The 21,234-nt window shown below is 65.6% G+C and carries 22 protein-coding genes and 4 tRNA genes; 10 read left to right on the top strand and 16 right to left on the bottom strand.

The features are described 5' to 3' along the window. From KW843_RS26285 to KW843_RS26260, 6 genes are all read right to left on the bottom strand, one after another. Positions 1–151 (bottom strand): GTP-binding protein (locus KW843_RS26285; RefSeq protein WP_255577894.1); only part of this gene is annotated, 151 nt, incomplete at its 3' end. 74 nt (positions 152–225) lie between these two features. Then, positions 226–300, bottom strand: a tRNA-Thr gene (locus tag KW843_RS26280). A gap of 62 nt (positions 301–362) precedes the next feature. After that, positions 363–436: transfer RNA gene (locus KW843_RS26275), tRNA-Gly, on the bottom strand. A gap of 76 nt (positions 437–512) precedes the next feature. After that, positions 513–598, bottom strand: a tRNA-Tyr gene (locus KW843_RS26270). Between the two features lie 101 nt (positions 599–699). Next, positions 700–775, bottom strand: a tRNA-Arg gene (locus tag KW843_RS26265). Positions 776–876: 101 nt separating this feature from the next. After that, positions 877–1,536: a TetR family transcriptional regulator gene (locus tag KW843_RS26260; RefSeq protein ID WP_218298049.1), complete on the bottom strand. Its 660-nt coding sequence runs from the start codon at positions 1,534–1,536 to the stop codon at positions 877–879. Between the two features lie 195 nt (positions 1,537–1,731). Between KW843_RS26260 and KW843_RS26255 the strand changes: the two genes are divergently transcribed. The 4 genes from KW843_RS26255 (at position 1,732) to KW843_RS26240 (ending at position 8,664) form a co-directional block, all read left to right on the top strand. Further along, on the top strand, positions 1,732–3,024 hold the full coding sequence (locus KW843_RS26255; RefSeq protein WP_218298048.1) for an efflux RND transporter periplasmic adaptor subunit: 1,293 nt from the start codon (positions 1,732–1,734) through the stop codon (positions 3,022–3,024). Between the two features lie 13 nt (positions 3,025–3,037). Next, positions 3,038–6,193: an efflux RND transporter permease subunit gene (locus KW843_RS26250; RefSeq protein WP_218298047.1), complete on the top strand. Its 3,156-nt coding sequence runs from the start codon at positions 3,038–3,040 to the stop codon at positions 6,191–6,193. Further along, on the top strand, positions 6,186–7,613 hold the full coding sequence (locus KW843_RS26245; protein WP_218298046.1) for an efflux transporter outer membrane subunit: 1,428 nt from the start codon (positions 6,186–6,188) through the stop codon (positions 7,611–7,613). Before KW843_RS26250 ends, KW843_RS26245 begins: the two co-directional genes overlap by 8 nt. Before the next feature lie 172 nt (positions 7,614–7,785). After that, positions 7,786–8,664, top strand: a complete 879-nt coding sequence (locus KW843_RS26240; protein WP_218298045.1) for a cytochrome c5 family protein — start codon at positions 7,786–7,788, stop codon at positions 8,662–8,664. 106 nt (positions 8,665–8,770) lie between these two features. Here KW843_RS26240 and KW843_RS26235 read toward each other — a convergent pair whose 3' ends face one another. The 3 genes from KW843_RS26235 to KW843_RS26225 all read right to left on the bottom strand — a co-directional run bounded on the left by KW843_RS26235 (position 8,771) and on the right by KW843_RS26225 (position 10,871). Then, complete coding sequence (locus KW843_RS26235) at positions 8,771–9,343, bottom strand: DUF2946 family protein (RefSeq protein ID WP_218298044.1); 573 nt, start codon at positions 9,341–9,343, stop codon at positions 8,771–8,773. After that, positions 9,336–10,355, bottom strand: coding sequence for a YheT family hydrolase (locus KW843_RS26230; RefSeq protein WP_218298043.1), 1,020 nt, complete (start codon positions 10,353–10,355; stop codon positions 9,336–9,338). The genes KW843_RS26235 and KW843_RS26230 overlap by 8 nt, the downstream gene beginning before the upstream one ends. A 66-nt stretch (positions 10,356–10,421) precedes the next feature. Beyond that, positions 10,422–10,871: a nuclear transport factor 2 family protein gene (locus KW843_RS26225; RefSeq protein ID WP_218298042.1), complete on the bottom strand. Its 450-nt coding sequence runs from the start codon at positions 10,869–10,871 to the stop codon at positions 10,422–10,424. A 235-nt stretch (positions 10,872–11,106) separates the two neighbouring features. Here KW843_RS26225 and KW843_RS26220 point away from each other — a divergent pair, with 235 nt between their 5' ends. From KW843_RS26220 to KW843_RS26195, 6 genes are all read left to right on the top strand, one after another. Next, positions 11,107–11,706, top strand: coding sequence for a LemA family protein (locus KW843_RS26220; RefSeq protein WP_218298051.1), 600 nt, complete (start codon positions 11,107–11,109; stop codon positions 11,704–11,706). A 36-nt stretch (positions 11,707–11,742) separates the two neighbouring features. Continuing rightward, the gene (locus KW843_RS26215; RefSeq protein ID WP_218298041.1) at positions 11,743–12,675 is read left to right on the top strand and encodes a YgcG family protein; all 933 of its coding nucleotides are present in this window, start codon (positions 11,743–11,745) and stop codon (positions 12,673–12,675) included. 1 nt (position 12,676) lies between these two features. Next, positions 12,677–13,222, top strand: a complete 546-nt coding sequence (locus KW843_RS26210) for a TPM domain-containing protein (RefSeq protein ID WP_218298040.1) — start codon at positions 12,677–12,679, stop codon at positions 13,220–13,222. Between the two features lie 441 nt (positions 13,223–13,663). Then, positions 13,664–13,951, top strand: coding sequence for a DUF4148 domain-containing protein (locus KW843_RS26205; protein WP_218298039.1), 288 nt, complete (start codon positions 13,664–13,666; stop codon positions 13,949–13,951). 92 nt (positions 13,952–14,043) lie between these two features. Then, on the top strand, positions 14,044–14,340 hold the full coding sequence (locus KW843_RS26200) for a DUF4148 domain-containing protein (protein ID WP_218298038.1): 297 nt from the start codon (positions 14,044–14,046) through the stop codon (positions 14,338–14,340). 146 nt (positions 14,341–14,486) lie between these two features. Then, a complete protein-coding gene (locus tag KW843_RS26195) occupies positions 14,487–15,344 on the top strand; it encodes a hypothetical protein (protein WP_218298037.1) in 858 nt (285 codons plus the stop codon). Between the two features lie 131 nt (positions 15,345–15,475). Here the strand turns inward: KW843_RS26195 and KW843_RS26190 are convergent, their stop codons facing one another. The 7 genes from KW843_RS26190 to atpE form a co-directional block, all read right to left on the bottom strand. Continuing rightward, on the bottom strand, positions 15,476–15,892 hold the full coding sequence (locus tag KW843_RS26190) for a F0F1 ATP synthase subunit epsilon (protein WP_218298036.1): 417 nt from the start codon (positions 15,890–15,892) through the stop codon (positions 15,476–15,478). Between the two features lie 75 nt (positions 15,893–15,967). Then, on the bottom strand, positions 15,968–17,374 hold the full coding sequence (gene atpD, locus KW843_RS26185) for a F0F1 ATP synthase subunit beta (protein WP_055396243.1): 1,407 nt from the start codon (positions 17,372–17,374) through the stop codon (positions 15,968–15,970). Positions 17,375–17,407: 33 nt separating this feature from the next. Then, positions 17,408–18,274 (bottom strand): F0F1 ATP synthase subunit gamma, encoded by an 867-nt coding sequence (gene atpG / locus KW843_RS26180; protein WP_218298035.1) that lies wholly within the window; start codon positions 18,272–18,274, stop codon positions 17,408–17,410. 18 nt (positions 18,275–18,292) lie between these two features. Then, positions 18,293–19,846, bottom strand: a complete 1,554-nt coding sequence (gene atpA, locus KW843_RS26175) for a F0F1 ATP synthase subunit alpha (protein ID WP_055396240.1) — start codon at positions 19,844–19,846, stop codon at positions 18,293–18,295. Positions 19,847–19,888: 42 nt separating this feature from the next. Continuing rightward, positions 19,889–20,431: a F0F1 ATP synthase subunit delta gene (locus KW843_RS26170; RefSeq protein ID WP_218298034.1), complete on the bottom strand. Its 543-nt coding sequence runs from the start codon at positions 20,429–20,431 to the stop codon at positions 19,889–19,891. 10 nt (positions 20,432–20,441) lie between these two features. Continuing rightward, positions 20,442–20,912 (bottom strand): F0F1 ATP synthase subunit B, encoded by a 471-nt coding sequence (locus KW843_RS26165; protein WP_007847746.1) that lies wholly within the window; start codon positions 20,910–20,912, stop codon positions 20,442–20,444. A gap of 34 nt (positions 20,913–20,946) precedes the next feature. Continuing rightward, on the bottom strand, positions 20,947–21,216 hold the full coding sequence (gene atpE, locus KW843_RS26160) for a F0F1 ATP synthase subunit C (RefSeq protein WP_099657604.1): 270 nt from the start codon (positions 21,214–21,216) through the stop codon (positions 20,947–20,949). Between the last annotated feature and the right edge of the window lie 18 nt (positions 21,217–21,234).

Genomic DNA, 21,234 nt, shown 5'->3' with positions numbered 1-21,234 from the left:
CGATCTGGTCGTATGCCTTGGCTTCGCCGCCGAACTTGGCGGACAGCACGGTGGCGATGGCCGCCGTCAGCGTCGTCTTGCCATGGTCCACGTGGCCGATCGTGCCCACGTTGACGTGAGGCTTGGTGCGCTCGAACTTTCCTTTTGCCATTTTTCCGACTCCGAAAAAAATCTATACCAATACGACAGGATCTCGGCGCAACCAGAATCGGACGCACCTGAAAGTGGTGCCCATGGCGGGAATCGGACCCGCGACCTCTCCCTTACCAAGGGAGTGCTCTACCACTGAGCCACATGGGCAACTTGATGCCGCTCGCACAACATCAAAATCTCTAACTCAACAAACCAGCACAAGCGAGCAATGGAGCGGGAGACGGGAATCGAACCCGCGTCATTAGCTTGGAAGGCTAGGGTTCTACCATTGAACTACTCCCGCATCGGCCAACAGCCTCTGCGCGCCCAGCCTTGCAATCAAGCAAAACCGAACATCACTCTCAACACTACTCTCTCACTGGTGGAGGGGACTGGATTCGAACCAGTGTAGGCGTAAGCCAACAGATTTACAGTCTGCCCCCTTTAGCCACTCGGGCACCCCTCCGGAGAATTTCGAATTATAGCACTAGTTTTTTGCAACACGGAGAAATTAGCAGCCCCGCAGGATCACCCGAAGAGACACATTCCCTGGATTGCACGCGTCATTGGTGCGGCTGGCGGGGATCGAACCCACGACCCTTGGCTTCGGAGGCCAATACTCTATCCACTGAGCTACAGCCGCACGACCGAACTGGCACAGCCTCGGATTATCGCATGCAACCGCCGCCAGCAAACGCACACTACCCCGATGCACCACAACCAACACGAGCACCCACAGACGCACTAGGGCACAACACGGCAATCCTGGGCATCAACAACCCCTGGCAATGCCAGGCCCAACCCCACAAGAAAGGCATCGGTACTCACCCCGCCGACACCCACCAGATCGAAGCCGCCTTCGCCCAGGATCCAGTTGCGGATGAGCCCATCGAACAAGGCATGCAAGCCCACGGCCGCCTCCATGGGCGTCATTGGCAAGACGACCCCTTGCAACTGCGCAGCCAGCTCGAAGTCGCGCGCCAACTGGCGGGTGAAACCATCCGACGCAGCCACGTGACGATCACGCACCCCCACGAGCTCGCTCACATATTCCACCTTGTAGAGCGCAATCTCGAAAACCCGGCGCGTCCGCTCGTCAGAGGCCACGCTGCGCAGCACAAGCGCCATCACCGCACGCAGCCGCTGCACCGGATCCGGACAGGTGCTGCACTCGAATTCCCCATAGCCCTGCTCGAGCGGAAGGGTCACCCGGTCCATCATGGCACTGAAGAGGTCCACCTTGTCCTTGAAATGCCAGTAGATCGCCCCCCGCGTCGCCCCCGCAGCCTGCGCGATATCGCTCAGGGAAGCACGCGAAACCCCCTTCTCCCGGAAGACCTGCTCCGCGGCATCTATCAGGCTGTTGCGCGTGGCAATTGCATCCTCTTTGGTTCGACGCGCCATGGGGTGTATGTCTCCTCGTTCTCAATGCCTAGTCACCGGCCGGATGCACCAAGACATCCGGCGGTCGCAATTATACATTCATGTTTGTATGTATAATCGCGCACTTATTTTGTCGGGCTCTCATCTTGGGGCGCTTCCAGCCAGCGGCCCTTTCCCCTACAACCCAATTCCTTGACGCCAATCAAAAGGACTCCCATGCCCACACCGCGTGACGCATCTGCCATTCCCTCCTTTCGCGCCTCTACAACCCACAAGGCCATCTCCCTGGTCGCAGCCACCGCAGCGGCGGTGTTGCTGGCTGCCTGCGGCAAAAGCGACGGCCAAGCCCCAGCCGGCGGGCAGCAGATGCCCCCCGTCGAGGTTGGGGTTGTCACCGCAACGCCCGGCGATGTGGGGCTGATCACCGAATTGCCGGGCCGCGTGGAAGCTTCCCGCGTCGCCCAGGTGCGCGCCCGGGCTGCGGGCATCCTGCAGCAGCGCCTTTTCAAGGAGGGCAGCGACGTGAAGGCAGGCCAGCCACTCTTTCGCATTGACTCTGCCCCGTACGCGGCAGCGTCGGAAAGCGCCCGCGCCAGCCTCGCCAAGGCCCAGGCCAACCTCGCGCAGGCCAGCGCCCAGGTGGAACGCTACCGCCCGCTCGTGAGCGCCAATGCCATCAGCAAGCAGGACTTCGTCAATGCGGAAGCCGCCGAAAAGCAGGCCCAGGCAGACGTGGCCGCCGCCAGGGCGTCGGTGCGCACCGCCGACATCAACCTTGGCTATGCCAGCGTGACATCCCCCATATCGGGCCGCATCGGGCGGGCGCTGGTCACGGAAGGTGCATTGGTCGGGCAGGGAGAAGCCACTGCCCTGGCCGTCGTGCAGCAGATCGACCCGGTGTACGTGAACTTCACCCAATCGGCCAGCGATGTCTTCCAGCTGCGCCGTGCCATGGAAAGCGGCCAGTTCAAGCGCGCCGGCGGCACCGAGGCCGCCAGCGTCAAGCTCGTCCTGGGCGACGGATCGGAATACGCCCAGACCGGCAAGCTGCTGTTCACCGACCTGTCGGTGGACGCCACCACGGGACAGGTCACGCTGCGCGCGGAAGTTCCCAACCCCAAGGGAGAGCTGCTGCCCGGCCTGTACCTGCGCGTGCGCATCGAACAGGCCCAGGCCAGCAATGCCATCACCCTGCCCCAGCAGGCTGTCACGCGCACCCAGCAGGGTGACACGGTCAGCGTGGTGGGCGAGGACGGCAAAGTGTCCCAGCGCCCCATCAAGGTCAGCGCGGCCCAGAACAACCGCTGGGTGGTTCTCGACGGGCTGAAGGCTGGCGAGAAGGTCATGGTGGACGGCTTCCAGAAGCTGCAGATGCTGCCGCCCGGCACGCCGGTGAAGCCGGTTCCATGGCAAGCGCCGGGAGCTCCATCCGCGGCGCCCTCGTCGCCGGCCGCAGCAGCAGCACCTGCGGCACCCGCCGCTTCTGCCGCGTCTTCGTCGAAGCCATAAAGGGCACCCCAGCATGGCCAAGTTCTTTATCGACCGACCCATCTTTGCATGGGTGATCGCCCTGTTCATCATGGTGATGGGCGGCGTGGCGATCACGCAGCTGCCCATCGCGCAGTACCCACCGGTGGCTCCGCCAGCCATCGTCATCAACGCGGCCTATCCGGGCGCATCCGCGCAAACGCTCGAAGACAGCGTGCTGTCGGTCATCGAGCGCGAGATGAACGGATCACCGGGGCTGATCTACATGGAATCCGTCGCCCAGGCCGACGGCTCCGGCAGCATCACGCTGAGCTTCCAGCCCGGCACCAATGCCGATCTGGCCCAGGTGGATGTGCAGAACCGCCTCTCGCGCGCCACGCCGCGGCTGCCCTCGGCCGTGACACAACAGGGCGTGCGCGTGGACAAATCGCGCTCCAACTTCCTGCTGTTCACCATGCTCTCGTCGACCAACCCGGCGACGGACACGGTGGCCCTGGGCGACTACGCGTCGCGCAACATCGTCCCCGAGCTGCAGCGGCTGCAGGGCATCGGCCAGGCACAGCTGTTCGGCACGGAACGCGCCATGCGCATCTGGATCGACCCCGCCAAGATGGTGAGCTTCAACCTTTCGGCCGCCGAAATCACCGCCGCCATCCGCGCCCAGAACGCCCAGGTGGCCAGCGGCACGATCGGCGACCTGCCCAACATCGCGGGCCAGGGGATTGCGGCCACGGTGGTGGTCAACGGCCAGCTCTCCAGCGTGGAGCAGTTCGGCAACATCGTGCTGCGCGCCAACACCGACGGCTCCACCGTGCGCATCAAGGACGTGGCGCGCGTGGAGCTGGGGGGCCAGGCCTACGCCACGGCCGCGCGACTGAACGGCAAGCCCGCCGTGGGCATTGGCGTCCAGCTGTCGCCCAGCGGCAATGCCCTGGAAGCCGCGAAAGCCGTGCGCACCAAGATGAATGAGCTCTCGCGCTACTTCCCCGAAGGCATGAGCTGGAGCATTCCCTACGACAGCTCGCGCTTCGTGGACATCTCCATCAAGCAGGTGGCCGAGACCCTGCTGGAAGCGGTGGCGCTGGTGTTCCTGGTGATGTTCCTGTTCCTGCAGAACTGGCGCTACACCATCATCCCCACCATCGTGGTGCCGATCGCTCTGCTGGGCACCTTCGCCACGCTGCTGGCGCTGGGCTTCTCGATCAACGTGCTGACCATGTTCGGCATGGTGCTGGTGATCGGCATCGTGGTGGACGATGCCATCGTGGTGGTGGAAAACGTCGAACGCATCATGAGCGAGGAAGGACTGTCCCCGCTCGAGGCGACGCGCAAGGCCATGCGCCAGATCTCGGGCGCCATCATCGGCGTGACCGTGGTGCTGATCTCGGTGTTCGTGCCGCTGGCCTTCTTCGCGGGCTCCACGGGCAACATCTACCGCCAGTTCTCGGCAGTGATGGTGGCCTCCATCGGCTTTTCCGCCTTCATGGCCCTGTCGCTCACGCCGGCCCTGTGCGCCACGCTGCTCAAGCCCGTGGAAGCCGGGCACCACCACGAGAAAACCGGTTTCTTCGGCTGGTTCAATCGCGGCTTTTCGCGCACCGCCAAGGGCTATGAAGGCTTCGTGGCGCGCATGCTCAAGCGGGCAGCACGCTACCTCGTCATCTACGCCGCCATCATTGGCGCCGTCGCCGTGGTGTACATGCGCCTGCCCACCTCGTTCCTGCCCAGCGAAGACCAGGGCAACATCATCGTCAACGTGCAGCTGCCCCCCGGCGCGACGCAGGAGCGCACGCTGGCCGTGATGCAGCAGGTCGAGGAGTTCATTCTCAAGCAGCCCGAAGTGCAGAGCATGGTGGGCGTGCTGGGCTTCAGCTTCTCCGGCCAGGGGCAGAACGCCGCCCTTGCCTTCGTGACCTTGAAGGACTGGAGCGAACGCCACGGCCCGGGCCAATCGGCGCAGGACGTTGCCAACCGGGCCTTCGGCGGCCTGATGGGAATCCGCGATGCGTTCATCTTCCCGCTGAGCCCGCCTCCCATTCCCGAGCTGGGCAATGCCAGCGGCTTCACGTTCCGCCTGCAGGACCGCGGAGGCGCCGGCCACGAGGCGCTCGTGAAGGCACGCAATCAGCTGCTGGGCATGGCCTCGCAAAGCAAGGTGCTCACGCAGGTGCGCCCGGACGGCCTGGAAGACGCGCCACAGCTGCAGATCGACATCGACCGCGACAAGGCCAACGCCCTGGGCGTGCCGTTCGATGCCATCAACTCCGCGCTGTCGACCGCGCTGGGCTCGAGCTATGTGAACGACTTCCCGAACCAGGGCCGCCTCCAGCGCGTGGTCGTGCAGGCCGACGCGCCTTCGCGCATGCAGCCCGACGATCTGCTGAAGATCAACGCCGCCAACAGCCAGGGCAAGCCGGTGCCGCTCTCTGCCTTCGCCACCACCCGCTGGGTCAATGGCGCGCAGCAGACGGTGCGCTACAACGGCTATCCCGCCATGCGGATCTCGGGCTCGCCAGCCCCCGGTTTCAGCACGGGCGCCGCCATGGCCGAGATGGAAAAGCTCGCGGGCCAGCTGCCCGCAGGCTTCGGCTTTGAATGGACCGGCCAGTCGCGCGAAGAAAAGCTGGCGGGCTCCCAGTCGCTGATCCTCTACAGCTTTGCCATCCTGGCCGTGTTCCTGTGCCTGGCCGCGCTGTACGAAAGCTGGTCGATTCCGCTGGCCGTGATCCTGGTGGTGCCCCTGGGCGTGCTGGGCGTGCTGCTGGCGACCCTGCTGCGGGGCTATGCCAATGACGTGTACTTCCAGGTGGGCCTGATCACCATCATCGGCCTGTCGGCGAAGAACGCCATCCTGATCATCGAATTTGCCAAGGACCTTCAGGCCCAGGGCAAGGGCGTGATCGAGTCGGCGCTGGCGGCCGCGCACCTGCGGTTCCGCCCCATCGTGATGACCTCGATGGCATTCGGCCTGGGCGTGCTGCCGCTGGCCATCGCGTCGGGCGCGGGCTCGGCCAGCCAGCGCGCCATCGGCACGGGCGTGCTGGGCGGAATGATCACGGGCACGGCACTGGCCGTGTTCTTCGTGCCCGTGTTCTTCGTGGTGGTCCGCAGCCTGTTCAAGGGCAGCGCGCGCCAGCAGGAAATGAACCGCCGCCACGCAGAAGAAGCAGGAGTTGGAACCCATGACTAATCACCGCAGCACCTCCATCGCACTGGCAGCGGCAGCGCTGCTGGCCGGCTGCTCGTTCATCCCCGTCTACGAGCGACCCGCGCCCCCCGTACCGGCCACGTACACCACGGCGGCTTCCGCCAGTGGCACCACGCAGGGCGCTGAGGCCGCGGCCCCCTGGCAGGACTATTTCGCCGAACCCCGGCTGCGCCAGCTCATCGAAGCCGCGCTGGCCAACAACCGCGATCTGCGCGTGGCCGTGCTCAACATCGAACAGGCACGCGCCACGTTCCAGGTGCGCCGGGCCGACCTGTACCCGGGCGTGGGCCTGGCGGCCAACGCCAGCCGCGCACCGGCCGCGGGCACGGGCGACCTGACCAACTCGTTCAGCGTCGGACTTGCGGTTTCGGCCTGGGAGATCGACTTCTTCGGCCGCATCGCCAGCCTCAAGGAGCAGGCGCTCGCGCAGTACCTTGCCACCGAAGAGGGCCGCAATGCGGCGCAGGTCAGCCTGGTGGCCGCCGTGGCCAACGGCTGGCTGAACCTGCTGGCCGACGAGGAGCTGCTGGACCTGTCGCGCCAGACCCTCGCGTCGCGCGAGGAATCGGTGCGCCTCACGCGCATGCGGCTGGACGCGGGCGTGGCCTCGGAGCTGGACTTCCGCCAGGCAGAGTCCCTGACCCAGGCGGCACGCGCCACCCTGGCGCAGCAGCAGCGCCAGCGCGCGCTGGACGAGAACGCCTTGGCCCTGCTGCTCGGACAGTCCCTGCCCGACGACATCCGCGCCAGCCTCACGGGCAGCCGGCTGGCCGCTGCGCCCGCCATGGCGCAGTTGCCCGCGGGCCTGCCGTCCGAACTGCTGACGCGCCGCCCCGACATCCGCCAGGCAGAGCAGCAGCTGATCGCAGCCAACGCGAACATCGGCGCGGCGCGGGCCGCGTTCTTCCCGCGCATATCGCTCACGGCCCAGGCAGGCACCGCCAGCGGCGAACTGTCGGGCCTGTTCAAGAGCGGCTCGTGGGGGTTCACGATCGCGCCGTCCCTGCTGCTGCCCATCTTCGACGCGGGCCGCAACCAGGCCAACCTCGAGAGTGCGCAAGCCGGGCGGGGCATCGCCATCGCGCAATACGAAAAGGCCATCCAGACGGCCTTCCGCGAAGTCTCGGATGCGCTGGCGGGCCAGGCCACCCTGGGTGAGCAGGCCGAGGCCCAGCAACTGCAGGCCCAGGCGGAAGGCGCGCGGCTGCAGCTAGCCGATCTGCGCTACCGCAACGGCGTATCGAGCTACCTGGACCTGCTGGACGCCCAGCGTTCCCTGTTCGCCACGCAGCAGGCCGTCGTGCAGGTCAAGCTCGCGCAGCTGCAAAACCAGGTGGCGCTGTACAAGGCCCTGGGCGGCGGCGCGCCCGAAGCCGCGGCGGTGGCGGGCAATCCGTCCTGACGCGCACGGCGGCGCCAGGCCACGCGCGCCCGCACCGCAGGGTGGCGGCGCGCGCGGGCTGTCTCGCGCATCTGGCGCGGCGCCTGTGCGATGCTCACGGGGAGGCACCAGCCCCGCAGATATAATTGAGGGTTGATTTCATCAAAGCCCCCCGATACACCCTGAGGACGTCATGAGCGACAACCACCACGAAGAAGCCCATACCGGCCCGATCAAGAACCCCAAGCAGTTGCTGGTCGCGGTACTTTTCTCGTTTGTGATTCCGATCTTTGCCATCATTGGCTTGGTCCTGTATGTCACGTCGGCCGACAAGCCGGCCGCTGGCGCAGCCAATCCCGAGAAGGCCATTGCCGAGCGCATCCAGAAGGTGGGCATGGTCGAAATCCGCGATGCCAACCGCCCCCTGCGAAGCGGCGAAGACGTCTACAAGGGCCAGTGCGCGGCCTGCCATGCCACAGGCGCCGCGGGGGCTCCCAAGTTCTCGGACGCCGCTGCCTGGTCGGCCCGCATCAAGACCGGCTTTGAAGCGCTGGTCCAATCCGCGCTGAAGGGCAAGGGCGCCATGGCGCCGCAAGGCGGCGGCGACTTCAACGACACCGAAATCGCGCGGGCCGTCGCATACATGGCCAACGCCGCCGGCGCCAAGTTCGCGGAACCCGCGGCACCCGCCGGAGCAGCCCCCGCGGCTGCCGCCGACGCCGCGTCCGCAGCCCCTGCCGCTACGGCGGCCGCAGCAGCGCCCGCTGCCGAAGCCGCTCCTGCTGCTGCAGCAGCAGCGCCCGCTCCTGTGGCCGCTGCCGCCGCAGGCGCTGGCGCTGGCGAAGCCCTGTACAAGCAGGCGTGCCAGGTGTGCCACGCGGCTGGCGTGGCCGGCGCCCCCAAGTTTGGTGACAAGGCCGCCTGGTCGGCCCGCCTGCCTGCCGGCATCGATGCGCTGTACAACAGCGTGGCCAAGGGCAAGGGTGCGATGCCTCCCCGCGGTGGCGCCGCTCAGGCGTCGGATGCCGATCTGCGTGCCGCCGTCGAGTTCATGGCCGCGGCCGCCAAGTAGGCCCTTCTCTCCCGCATGCGGCGGAGCGCCGCGCGGGCCCATGAAAAAGCCGGTTCTGTGGACCGGCTTTTTTACTTTCTGCGCCCTGGTTCCTTCTCTTTTTTCTTCAGGTGCGCGCCATGCCCGCCCTGGGCGCCCGCCCCTGCATTCCACCAGCGCTCCAGCGACCATGCGGGCTCATGACGAAGCCGTAGCGCCCCGGCAAATCCTCTACCCGCACATCCAGCGGTACCCAGCGGCCCGCCTCCACCGCCTCGGCGGCCAAGGGCACGTCCAGGGTGTGCACCAGCCCCACGCCCAGCTCCGACACCAGGTAGACCCGCCCCTGCGCATCCACCAGGCAGTCCTGCACCGCGGCCCCCCGGCCGGTGTGGGAAAGCACGGAAAAATCCGGCTGTATGCGCCACACGAGGGGCGTGGCTTCCAGTTCCACATACACGCGCTGCGGCCCGTTCTGGAAAAACCATTGCCCCTGCGCGTCGTGCTCGTAATTGCGCGCGATGAATTCGACCAGCTTTTCATGCTGCAGCAGGGACCCCTTGCTGCGCGGAAAGGGGCCTGCGGCCTGGACCTGGTCGTCGCGCAGGTACCAGTGGCCGCGCGCATCCAGGCCGAGCCATCCGTAGCAGTCGGGCACATTGGGCCACTTGGCCAGCGCCTGCTTGACGATGTCATCCATGCGGCGATTGTGCTCCCGCGCGCGCCACGGCCCCCGCATGCTCTGCCAACCATCCCCCGACTGCGTCGGGCATGGCGCGCACATGCCCCGGCAAGCGCCCGTGGGCAAAGCCGACATGGCCGCCGTGCGGGGGCTGCCAGAGCGTGACGAACCCGTTGGCCACCTCCTGCGGCAGCGGCAGGCTGGCGGCCGGAACGAACGGGTCGTTGCGCGCATTGACGACCAGAGCCGGAAGGCGGATGCGGTGCAGCAGCGGCTTGGCGGAGGCGCGCAGCCAATAGTCTTCGGTGTTGCGAAAGCCGTGCAGCGGTGCGGTGAACACGTTGTCGAACGCATACAGGTCACGCGCCGCCATCATAGCCTGCCGGTCGAACAGCCCCGGGTGCTGCGCCAGCTTCTGCAGCGCCTTGGGCACCAGGGTGCGCATGAACATGCGCGTGTAGACCTGCCGGTTGAAGCCGCGCCCGATCGCGTGCCCGCCTGCGGCCAGGTCGATGGGCGAGCACACGGCGGCCACCGCGTCCGCGCTGCGCGCGGCGTCCTCGCCCACTTCGGCGGCCCAGCGCAGGAGCGCGTTTCCCCCCAGGGAGACACCCACCGCCATCAGCGGCCCCCTGTGCGATGCACGCAGGCGCTGCAGCATCCAGCCGATCTCGGCGTGGTCGCCCGAGTGGTAGGCGCGCGGCGCACGGTTGATCTCGCCACTGCACCCCCGGAAATGCGGCAGCGCGCAGGCCCAGCCCTGCTCGCGCGCCAGGTCGGCGAACGCTTCGCAGTAGTGGCTGCGCGACGAACCCTCCAGGCCATGGAAGACCACCAGCAACGGCCGGGGCGCGCCGGCCGCCGCCACGCCATCCTGCAGGAAGTCCACATCCACGAAATCACCATCCGGCGTCTCCCAGCGCTCGCGGCGGTACTCGGGGCGGGGCCCGAACACCCGGCGCGAGTACAGGGCCGGCCAGATGGTCTGGAGCTGGCCTCCGGGCAGCCAGCGGGGTGCTACATATTTCATAGCTGCTAGCGCTTACAGTTCCGGGGCAAGAAGGCAAAAAGGCTCGAACATGGGAAGGCCATCGGCTCAATGGAGCACGGGCCGCTGCGCGTCCGCCGTCTGCACGTCCGGCGCGGCCCCGGGGCTGGCGTGGTGCGCCACCATGCGCCAGCCTTCGGGGGTCTTGTGGTAGACGTTGGTGGCCAGCACCACGGCCTGGTGCAGGCCGTCGGGCAGCATCACCTCCACGTGTTCGGCGACGCTGTGCACGGCGCTGGTGAGGGCCACCACCCGGTGTACCTGCACGGGCCGGGCCCGCACCGTGCCATGCGAAAACATGGCCTCGAATGCCGCCCGGATCGCCCCCGCGCCCAGCAGCCGCGGCCCGCCGGGGTGCACGCAGACGATGTCGTCCTCGTCGGCCCAGCAGGACATCAACAGCTCGATATCGCCACGCTGCAGGGCCTCGTAGAACGCGGCTTCGGTTTCGTCCGAGGAACCTCCGAGGGTGGCGGCGCTGGAGCGGGGACGGGGCATGGTGATCGGCAGGATGGGGTGAAGGAAAGGCATGGCGGCCGGGGGCCCGTCCACGCGCAGGGCACTATTGTGCGGCCATCCCCTTGCGGGCGTGGTGACCATGTGCGGCCTGCCCGGCACCGGAAAGCGGTGGCGGCACGCGCACTTGTTGCAGAATCTGCCGGGCGGCCACTGTCTGGCCCATTCGCACCCCGGTCCCTTGTCCTGACTCCACCTGGCGAACACCACCATGATGATGAAACGCATCTTTGCACTTCTGGCAGCCGTGCTGGCTCTGAGCGGCTGCGGCTACAACGACTTCCAGCGCCTGGACGAGCAGTCCAAGGCCGCATGGAGCGAGGTCCTCAACCAGTACCAGCGCCGTGCCGACCTGGTGCCCAACATCGTCGCCACCGTCAAGGGCGAGGCGAACTTCGAGCAGGAAACCCTGACCCGCGTGGTCGAGGCGCGCGCCAAGGCCACCTCGATCCAGGTCACGCCCGAAACCCTGAACAACCCCGAGGCATTCAACAAGTTCCAGCAGGCGCAGGGCGAATTGTCGGGTGCGCTGTCTCGGTTGATGGCGGTCTCCGAGCGGTATCCCACGCTGCAGGCCAACCAGGGCTTCCGGGACCTGCGCGTCACGCTGGAAGGCACCGAGAACCGCATCACCGTGGCACGCAACCGCTACATCCAGACCGTGCAGGAGTACAACGTACTCGCGCGCAGCTTCCCCACCAACCTGACGGCCATGGCCTTCAGCTACCAGCCCAAGCCCAGCTTCACGGTGGCCAACGAGGCCCAGATCTCCGCGCCCCCCACCGTGGATTTCTCCGCCTCCAAACCCAAGCCCTGAGCGGACTTGCCCTTCCATCGAATAACCGAGAAAAACATGCCTCTAGCGCTTATCCAAAAAGCGCTGATAGCTATATTTTTTATAGCATTCGCCTTGCCCTGGGGCCGGGCCGACGGGGGCCTGCAGCCCGTGCCTGCGCTCACCGGCCCGGTCATTGACCAGACCGGCACGCTGGACGCCGCCGACACGGCGGCGCTGGAAGCGCAGCTGCGCGCGCTGGAGCAGGCCCGGGGTGCCCAGATCGTGGTGCTCATGGTGCCCACCACCGCCCCCGAAGACATCGCGTCGTTCGCCAACCGCGTGGGCAACACGTGGAAGATCGGCCGCAGGGAGGTGGGCGATGGCGTTCTGGTGATCGTCGCCAAGAACGACCGCAAGATGCGCATCGAGGTCGCCAAGGCCCTGGAGGGCGCCATCCCCGACATCGCGGCGGCGCGCATCATCGACGGCGCCATGAAGCCCAGATTCCAGCAGAACGACTATGCGGGCGGCCTGCGCGACGCCATCGCCCAGCTTGGCGCGCGCATCGCCGGCGAGGCACTGCCTGCGCCCACGGATACCGGCACAGGCCCATCGACGCCGCAGGACAGCGGCCGCGGAGGCTTCGACTGGACCGACCTGGCCATCTTCCTGTTCTTCGGCGTGATGGTGGCCGGTCCGCTGGCGCGCAGCATCTTCGGCGGCCGGCTGGGAGGCCTGTTCATGGGCGGGGGCGTGGGCTTTCTTGCCTTCGTGTTCACGTCCAGCCTGCTGGTGGCCGGCGGCGCGGGGATCATCGCACTGCTCTACACCTGGCTCTTCAGCGGCGTGGGCGGCGGCGCCCGGCAGGGCCGAAACGCCGGCCCGATCGGCGGCTGGGGCCATGGCGGCGGCGGTGGCTGGGGAGGCGGCACCAGCGGCGGCGGCGGGGGCTTCAGCTCCGGGGGGGGTGGAGATTTTGGTGGCGGCGGCGCCTCGGGAGACTGGTGACATGGGCCCTGAAACTGCAGCACCCTCGACCTTTCCGGGCCTGGCCACCGCCCTGTGGCGCCTTGCGCAGCATCGCTGGGGCGAACCCGGCGCCCGCCGTGCGCTCTCCAGCGAAGCCCTGGAGCGGCTGGCCGCGCGGGTTGCGGCCAGCGAGCGGCGGCACACGGGCCAGATCCGCATCGTCGCCGAAGCCAGCCTGCCCTGGAGCTACCTGCGCCGCCATGCCAGCGCGCGCGAACGCGCCATCATGCTGTTCAGCAAATACCGCGTGTGGGACACCGAGCACAACAACGGCGTGCTGATCTATCTGCTGCTGCCCGAGCATGCGATAGAGATCGTGGCCGACCGGGGCCTGGCCCGCCACGTGGCGGGCAGCGAATGGCGCGATGTGATCGCACAGATGTCCACCCACTTCCGCCAGCGGCACTACGAAGAAGGCCTCGCGCAAGCCATCGAGGCCGTGTCGTCCCGCCTGAGCAGGCACTTCCCGCGGACATCGGACACGCCCGGCGACAACGAATTGCCGGACGCCCCCGTGGTGCGCTAGGAGTCCACCCGGCTGCAGCCCGGGGCGCGCCGAGCGCCGCCGGAAACGGGCGGGCGGACCGTGCGCGCCGCGACCGCGTGCGAGGGACGCAGGTGCGCCGCCACCCTTCGCAGCGGTGCGGCAGCCGCCGCGACGGCCTTTCCCAAGCCATTCACACTGTCCCAAACTCGCACCAGGGTTTTCCTCTAAAAACAGCTTCAGATGCCGCGTGGTGCCGCGAAATCCGGCGGGTTGCGGCAGAGTTCCCTCTTCATTGTTTCCAATACTGGAACAGTTAGTTTGCGACCCGGTGGTTTTTCTTCGCGCCCCATCCACGTACAGTTCATCCCATCGATGAGCCGAACCCGCAAGGCGACTCACCGAACCCGGTTTGAAGCAGTTGTCACTTTCCGCTTTGTCCCGGTTTTTCTGAGACGCTTTTTAATTTCAAGGATTTTCATCATGAACACGACCGCACGTTTCCTCTCCATCGCCGCTGTGGCTGCTTTCGCTTCTTTCGGTGCCCAGGCCGATGAAGCCGATGCTTCGCAGTTCGCCACCAAGTTCGAGACGAACCGCACGCGCGCCGAAGTGGCCGCCGAAGCCGCCACCGTGGCCCAGACCCGCTCCATCGAGCCCGCCGGTTCGCGTGTGGTGACCTACCAATCCACGGCCGACCGCGCCGCCGTGCGTGCCCAGGCCGCCGATGCCGTGCGCACCGGCCAGATCCCTTCGGGTGAGCGTGGTTGATCAGCGCTTGATTCGCTGAATCCAGGCCCCCTCCTGCTGCGTATTTCCAAGTACATCGCCCTCATTTTTTTGAATTTCACCGGAGTTTCACCATGAACAAGACCGCACGTTTCCTCTCCATCGCCGCCGTGGCCGCTTTCGCTTCTTTCGGTGCCCAGGCCGACGAGGCCGATGCTTCGCAGTTCGCCACGAAGTTCGAGACGAACCGCACGCGCGCCGAAGTGGCCGCCGAAGCCGCCACCGTGGCCCAGACCCGCTCCATCGAGCCCGCAGGTTCGCGCGTGGTGACCTACAAGTCCACGGCCGACCGTGCCGCCGTGCGTGCCCAGGCTGCTGAAGCCGTGCGCACCGGCCAGATCTCCGCGGGCGAAATCGGCAACGCCATGTAATGCCCAGATCCCGCATGCGGCGCATGCGGGACGGAAGGTGCAGATGCAAGCCAAAAAGGCTGGGGCCCCGCGAAGGGCCCCGGCCTTTTTCGCATGGGCCGGTCGGTCACAATGGCCGGGCTGATGGTTCCCACCACACCGCCGCCATGCCCCCCTTCCGATCCATCGACCACGTCATGCTGCGGCTCCCTGCGGCAGAGCCTCTGTTCGAACTGTTCAGCCGGACCTTCGGCCTGCCCGTGGCGTGGCCTCTGCAGCGCACCGGCTTCGCCACCTATGGCTGGGTGCACGTGGGCAACACGGACCTGGAGTTCTGGGCGGCAGCCGACAATGGCGACCTGCCGGCCTGCGCGCGGCCGCCGCTGGTCCATGGTTTCGCATTGGAGCCCTCCGGGCCCTTGCCCGGCGCCATGGCCCACGCCACCTCGCTGGGCATCGCCTGCAAACCTGCCCGCCCCTTCCAATCTGCAGGCCACCGAGGCGAAGTGGTCACGAACTTCACCAACTCTGTCCTGCTGGATCTGTCAGCCCCCAGCTGTTGCGTGTTCTTCTGCGAATGGGCACCGGGCGCCCCCATCTACCCCTGGGACGATGCCACCACACCCGTGGAACGCCGAATGCGGCACAGGCAGGTGCTGGAGGCAAGCGGTGGCGGCCCCCTGGGGTTGCTCGGACTGCACGCGGTCCGCATGGGCACGCCGGATCTGGCGACCCATCGGCGCCAATGGCAGGCGCTGAGCGGTTCTTCCCCCGGCGGCCACTCCATCGCGCTCACCCCGGAGGTCTCGCTGGAACTGGTGCCGGGCGAGCACCTGCGGATTGAATCGCTGTCCTTCAGGGTCCGTTCGCTGGCCGTGGCACGCACCTTTCTGGCCCACCACCAACTGCTGGGGGCCGGCACGGAGGATGATCAGCTTGGCGTGGCCTGCGAAGGCCTGCACATCCATCTGGTGGAGGCACCGGCTCCGCCCGGCGTCCGCGGCTGCGGCTGCGGCAGTCCATGAAACACCTGCGCCCGCCCAGGCGCTGCAGCCCGGATGGCGCGGGGTGTGGAGGCTCCTTCATTGCATTGCGGCATAAAAAAACCCGGCAAAGCCGGGTTTTCTCTGGGCAGATCCGCGAGGGCCTGAATTGCTTACTTCTTCTGGCGGAACTTGCGCAGTGCCGCGATCTGCGCAGCCATCACCGCCAGTTCGGACTGCGCCTTGGCCAGATCGATCTCGCTCTTGGCATTCTTCAGTGCTTCCTCGGCAGAGGCCTTGGCAGCATTGGCCTTCTCGTCGTCCAGGTCCTTGCCGCGGATGGCGGTGTCGGACAGCACGGTCACACAGTTGGGCTGCACTTCCAGAATGCCACCGGCCACGAAAACGAATTCTTCGCTGCCGTCGGCCATTTCGATGCGCACCGAGCCCGGCTTGATGCGCGTGATCAGCGGGGTGTGGCGGGGAAAGATGCCCAGTTCGCCAGCTTCGCCAGGCAGCGCGACAAAGCGTGCTTCACCGGAGAAGATGGACTCTTCGGCACTGACCACATCAACGTGGATGGTGTTCATCATTGCTCCTAGGAAAAGGTGGGTTGCTTGATTGCTGAAGGCCGAGCGGCGGTAGGCTGCTCAGCCGCCGGGCAATCAGGCCACCTTCTTGGCCTTTTCGAAGGCTTCGTCGATGGTGCCCACCATGTAGAACGCCTGTTCCGGCAGGTGATCGCATTCGCCGTTCACGATCATCTTGAAACCACGGATGGTTTCCGACAGAGGAACGTACTTGCCTGGCGAGCCCGTGAACACTTCGGCCACGTGGAAAGGCTGCGACAGGAAACGCTGGATCTTGCGCGCGCGGGCCACGGCCAGCTTGTCTTCAGGAGCCAGTTCGTCCATGCCCAGAATGGCGATGATGTCGCGCAGTTCCTTGTAGCGCTGCAGCGTGCCTTGCACCGCACGGGCCGTGGCGTAGTGGTCTTCGCCCACGACGTTCGGGTCCAGCTGGCGGCTGGTGGAGTCCAGGGGGTCCACGGCAGGGTAGATACCCAGCGAGGCGATGTCACGCGAAAGCACCACGGTCGAGTCCAAGTGGGCGAACGTCGTGGCGGGCGATGGGTCGGTCAAGTCATCGGCTGGCACGTACACGGCCTGGATGGAAGTGATAGAACCCACCTTGGTGGACGTAATACGTTCTTGCAGGCGGCCCATTTCCTCGGCCAGCGTAGGCTGGTAGCCCACGGCGGAAGGCATGCGGCCCAGCAGGGCGGACACTTCGGTACCGGCCAGCGTGTAGCGGTAGATGTTGTCCACGAAGAACAGCACGTCACGGCCTTCGTCACGGAAGGACTCGGCGATGGTCAGGCCGGTCAGCGCCACGCGCAGACGGTTGCCTGGGGGCTCGTTCATCTGGCCGTACACCATGGCAACCTTGGACTCTTCGAGCTTCTCCAGGTTCACCACGCCGGAATCGGCCATTTCATGGTAGAAGTCGTTCCCTTCGCGGGTACGCTCGCCCACACCAGCGAACACCGACAGACCGCTGTGGGCCTTGGCGATGTTGTTGATGAGCTCCATCATGTTCACGGTCTTGCCCACGCCGGCACCACCGAACAGCCCCACCTTGCCGCCCTTGGCGAACGGACACACCAGGTCGATCACCTTGATGCCGGTTTCCAGCAGCTCTTGCGAAGGCGACAGTTCGTCGTACGCAGGGGCCTTGCGGTGGATGGAGGCTGTCAGTTCCTGGCTCACGGGACCACGTTCGTCGATGGGCGCGCCCAGCACGTCCATGATGCGGCCCAGCGTCGCCTTGCCCACGGGCACGGTGATGGAGTTGCCGGTGTTGGTCACCATGATGCCGCGGCGCAGGCCGTCGGACGAACCCAGCGCAATGGTACGCACCACGCCGTCGCCCAGCTGCTGCTGCACTTCCAGCGTCAGGGTCGAACCGTCGAGCTTCAGAGCGTCGTAAATCTTGGGCATCTGGTCGCGCGGGAACTCAACGTCCACCACAGCGCCGATACATTGAACAATCTTGCCTTGCACTTGAGCCATTTTTCGCTCCAATAAAGATGTTGGTTGAGCTGCTTACACAGCAGCGGCGCCAGCCACGATTTCCGAAAGTTCTTTCGTGATCGCTGCCTGGCGCGTCTTGTTGTAGACCAGCTTCAACTCGCCAATGACGCTGCCGGCGTTGTCGGTGGCGGCCTTCATGGCCACCATGCGTGCCGACTGCTCGGACGCCATGTTTTCCGCAACCGCCTGGTAGATCAGGGACTCGACATAGCGGACCAGCAGATCGTCGATCACGGTCTGTGCATCGGGCTCGTAGATGTAGTCCCAGCCATGCTCGGTCTTCTCGGCCTGCATCTGCGCGGACGACAGGGGGAGCAGCTGCTCCACCACCGATTCCTGCTTCATGGTGTTGATGAACTTGGTGTACGAGAGGTACACCGCGTTGATCTTGCCTTCCGCATAGGCGTCGAGCAGCACCTTGACCGGGCCGATCAGCTTGTCCAGATGGGGCGTGTCGCCCAGGCCCGTCACGTGCGAAACCACCTTGGCACCGACACGGTTCAGGAAACCCAGGCCCTTGTTGCCGATGGCAACCGCCTCGGTGGACACGCCAGCGCCCTGCAGCTCACGCAGCTTGGACGTCACGACGCGCAGCACGTTGGTGTTCATGCCACCGCACAGGCCCTTGTCGGTCGTCACCACGATCACGCCGGCCGTCTTGGCATCGTTCACCTTCATGAACGGATGCACATATTCCGGATTGGCGTGGCCGAGGTTGGCTGCAATGTTGCGGATCTTCTCGCTGTAAGGGCGGGCAGCCCGCATCCGTTCCTGCGCCTTGCGCATTTTGGATGCAGCCACCATTTCCATGGCTTTGGTGATCTTCTTGGTGTTTTCCACCGATTTGATCTTGCCGCGTATTTCCTTGCCTGCTGCCATGATGGATCCTCGTCCGGTTTAAGCGAACGACTTCTTGAACGCGGCGATGGCAGCGGTCAATTCGGCTTCTGCGTCCTTGTCCATGGCCTTGGCCTGTTCCAGCTTGGCCAGCAGTGCGGCGTGGCTGGTCTTCAGGAACTGGTGCAGGCCGTGTTCGAAGTCGAGAACCTTCTTGACGTCGATGTCGTCCATGAAGCCCTTGTTCACAGCGAACAGCGTGGAAGCCATCAGCGAGATGGACAGCGGGCTGTACTGTGCCTGCTTGAGCAGTTCGGTCACGCGGGCACCGCGGTCCAGCTGCTTGCGGGTGGCTTCGTCCAGGTCGGAAGCGAACTGCGCGAACGCAGCCAGTTCACGGTACTGGGCCAGGTCGGTACGGATACCGCCGGACAGGTTCTTCACCAGCTTGGTCTGGGCAGCACCACCGACGCGCGACACCGAGATACCGGCGTTGATGGCGGGGCGGATACCGGCGTTGAACAGGCTGGTTTCCAGGAAGATCTGGCCGTCCGTGATCGAGATCACGTTGGTAGGCACGAAAGCGGACACGTCGCCGGCTTGCGTTTCGATGATCGGCAGTGCGGTCAGCGAACCGGTCTTGCCCTTGACTTCACCCTTGGTGAAGGCTTCGACGTAGTCGGCGTTCACGCGGGCTGCGCGCTCGAGCAAACGGCTGTGGAGATAGAACACGTCGCCAGGGTAGGCTTCGCGGCCTGGTGGGCGGCGCAGCAGCAGCGACACCTGGCGGTAGGCAACAGCCTGCTTGGACAGGTCGTCATACACGATCAGGGCGTCTTCGCCACGGTCGCGGAAGTACTCGCCCATCGTGCAGCCCGAGTAGGCCGACACGTACTGCATGGCGGCCGATTCGGAGGCCGATGCGGCCACGACGATCGTGTATTCCATGGCGCCGGCTTGTTCCAGCGCGCGCACCACGTTCTTGATCGACGAAGCCTTCTGGCCGATGGCGACGTAGATGCAGGTCACGCCCTGGCCCTTCTGGGCGATGATGGCGTCGATGGCCACGGCGGTCTTGCCGGTCTGGCGGTCGCCGATGATCAGCTCGCGCTGGCCACGGCCCACGGGCACCATCGAGTCGATGGACTTCAGGCCGGTCTGCAGGGGCTGGTCCACCGATTTACGGGCGATCACGCCCGGCGCGACCTTTTCGATCACGTCGGTGAGCTTGGCGTTGATGGGACCCTTGCCATCGATAGGCTGGCCCAGGGCGTTCACCACGCGGCCGATCAGCTCGGGGCCGACCGGCACTTCCAGAATGCGGCCCGTGCACTTGACGGTGTCGCCTTCGGAGATGTGTTCGTACTCACCCAGAATCACGGCGCCGACAGAGTCGCGCTCGAGGTTCAGGGCCAGGCCGTAGGAGGGCTGGCCGTCCTTGGTGGCGGGGAACTCAAGCATTTCGCCCTGCATCACGTCCGACAGGCCGTGAACGCGCACGATACCGTCGGACACGGACACCACGGTACCCTGGTTGCGGATATCGCTGCTGGCGGCCAGACCTTCGATGCGGCTCTTGATGAGTTCAGAAATTTCTGCGGGATTGAGTTGCATGACTCTTTCCTTCTTTCTTTGGTTCGCTGTCCTCGCCGCGCGTTACGCGGTGAGGGCCGCTTTCATTTGTTCAAGACGGGCCTTGACCGAAGTGTCCAGCACCTCGTCACCCACCACTACGCGAATGCCACCGATCAGGGATTCATCCAGCTGAACGGCGAGATTGAGCTTGCGGCCAAAGCGCTTTTCCAGCGCAGCGCTGACCTCAGCCAATGCTGCTGCGTCCATCGGAAAGGCGCTGTGCACCACGGCATCCGAAGAGCCGCTGCGGCGATTCACGAGGGCACGGAACTGCGCGGCGACTTCCGGCAGCGCGTTGAGGCGCCCGTTGTCGATGACCGTGCGCAGGAAATTCTTGGCCGTGTCGGACAGCGCCGAACGCGCAACCCCCGTGACAACGGCAAACACCTGGTCTGCCGTCACCTTGGGGTTGTCCGCCAGCTGACGCAACTGGGGGTTGGCGGCAATGGCCGCCAGTTCATCGACCCAGGCAGCGGTGCTGGCCAGGTCCATGCCCGCACCCGCGGTAGCGGCCTTGAACAGGGCATCGGCGTAGGGGCGGGCAATGGTGGCGAGTTCAGCCATGTGTGTCCCCTTACAGCTCGGTCTTCAGGCGGTTGAGCAGGTCGGCGTGAACGCCGGCATTGACTTCCTTGCGGAGAATCTGCTCAGCACCCTTGACGGCCAGCGCAGCCACCTGCTCGCGCAGGGCTTCGCGGGCTTGCACCGTTTGCTGTTCGGCTTCGGCACGGGCGGAAGCAACGATCTTGTTGCCTTCTTCCGTGGCGCGTGCCTTGGCTTCTTCGATGATGGCCTGGGCACGTCGGTCGGCGTCCGCAAGACGCGAGGCCGTTTCGTTGCGTGCCTGTGACAGTTCCTTCTCGACGCGCTGGTTCGCAGCGGTCAGTTCGGACTTGGCACGGTCGGCAGCAGCGAGGCCTTCGGCGATTTTCTGGGCTCGTTCATCCAACGCCTTCGCGATCGGGGGCCACACGAATTTCATCGTGAACCACACCAGGATCAGGAAGACGATGGCCTGAATGAACAGGGTCGCGTTGATACTCACGGCAACACCTTTCTAGAGTGGCGTTGAGTGGGAATTACTTGGGCAGGTTGACCAAGAACGTGGAGACGAAGGGGTTGGCGAATGCGAACAGCAGGGCGATGGCCACGCCGATCAGGAAAGCAGCGTCGATCAGACCGGCCAAGATGAACATCTTGGTTTGCAGTTCGTTGATCAGCTCAGGCTGACGTGCCGACGATTCGAGGAACTTGCCACCCATCAGTGCGATACCGATGGAAGCGCCGATAGCGCCCAGACCAACGATCAGACCACAAGCCAGAGCGACGAGACCGAGAATGTTTTCCATGATGACTCCTGAGTTAAA

This window comes from Acidovorax sp. sif1233, assembly GCF_019218755.1.
In the GTDB taxonomy this organism is placed as follows: domain Bacteria; phylum Pseudomonadota; class Gammaproteobacteria; order Burkholderiales; family Burkholderiaceae_C; genus Acidovorax.
This window is presented reverse-complemented; position numbering and strand designations above follow the sequence as displayed.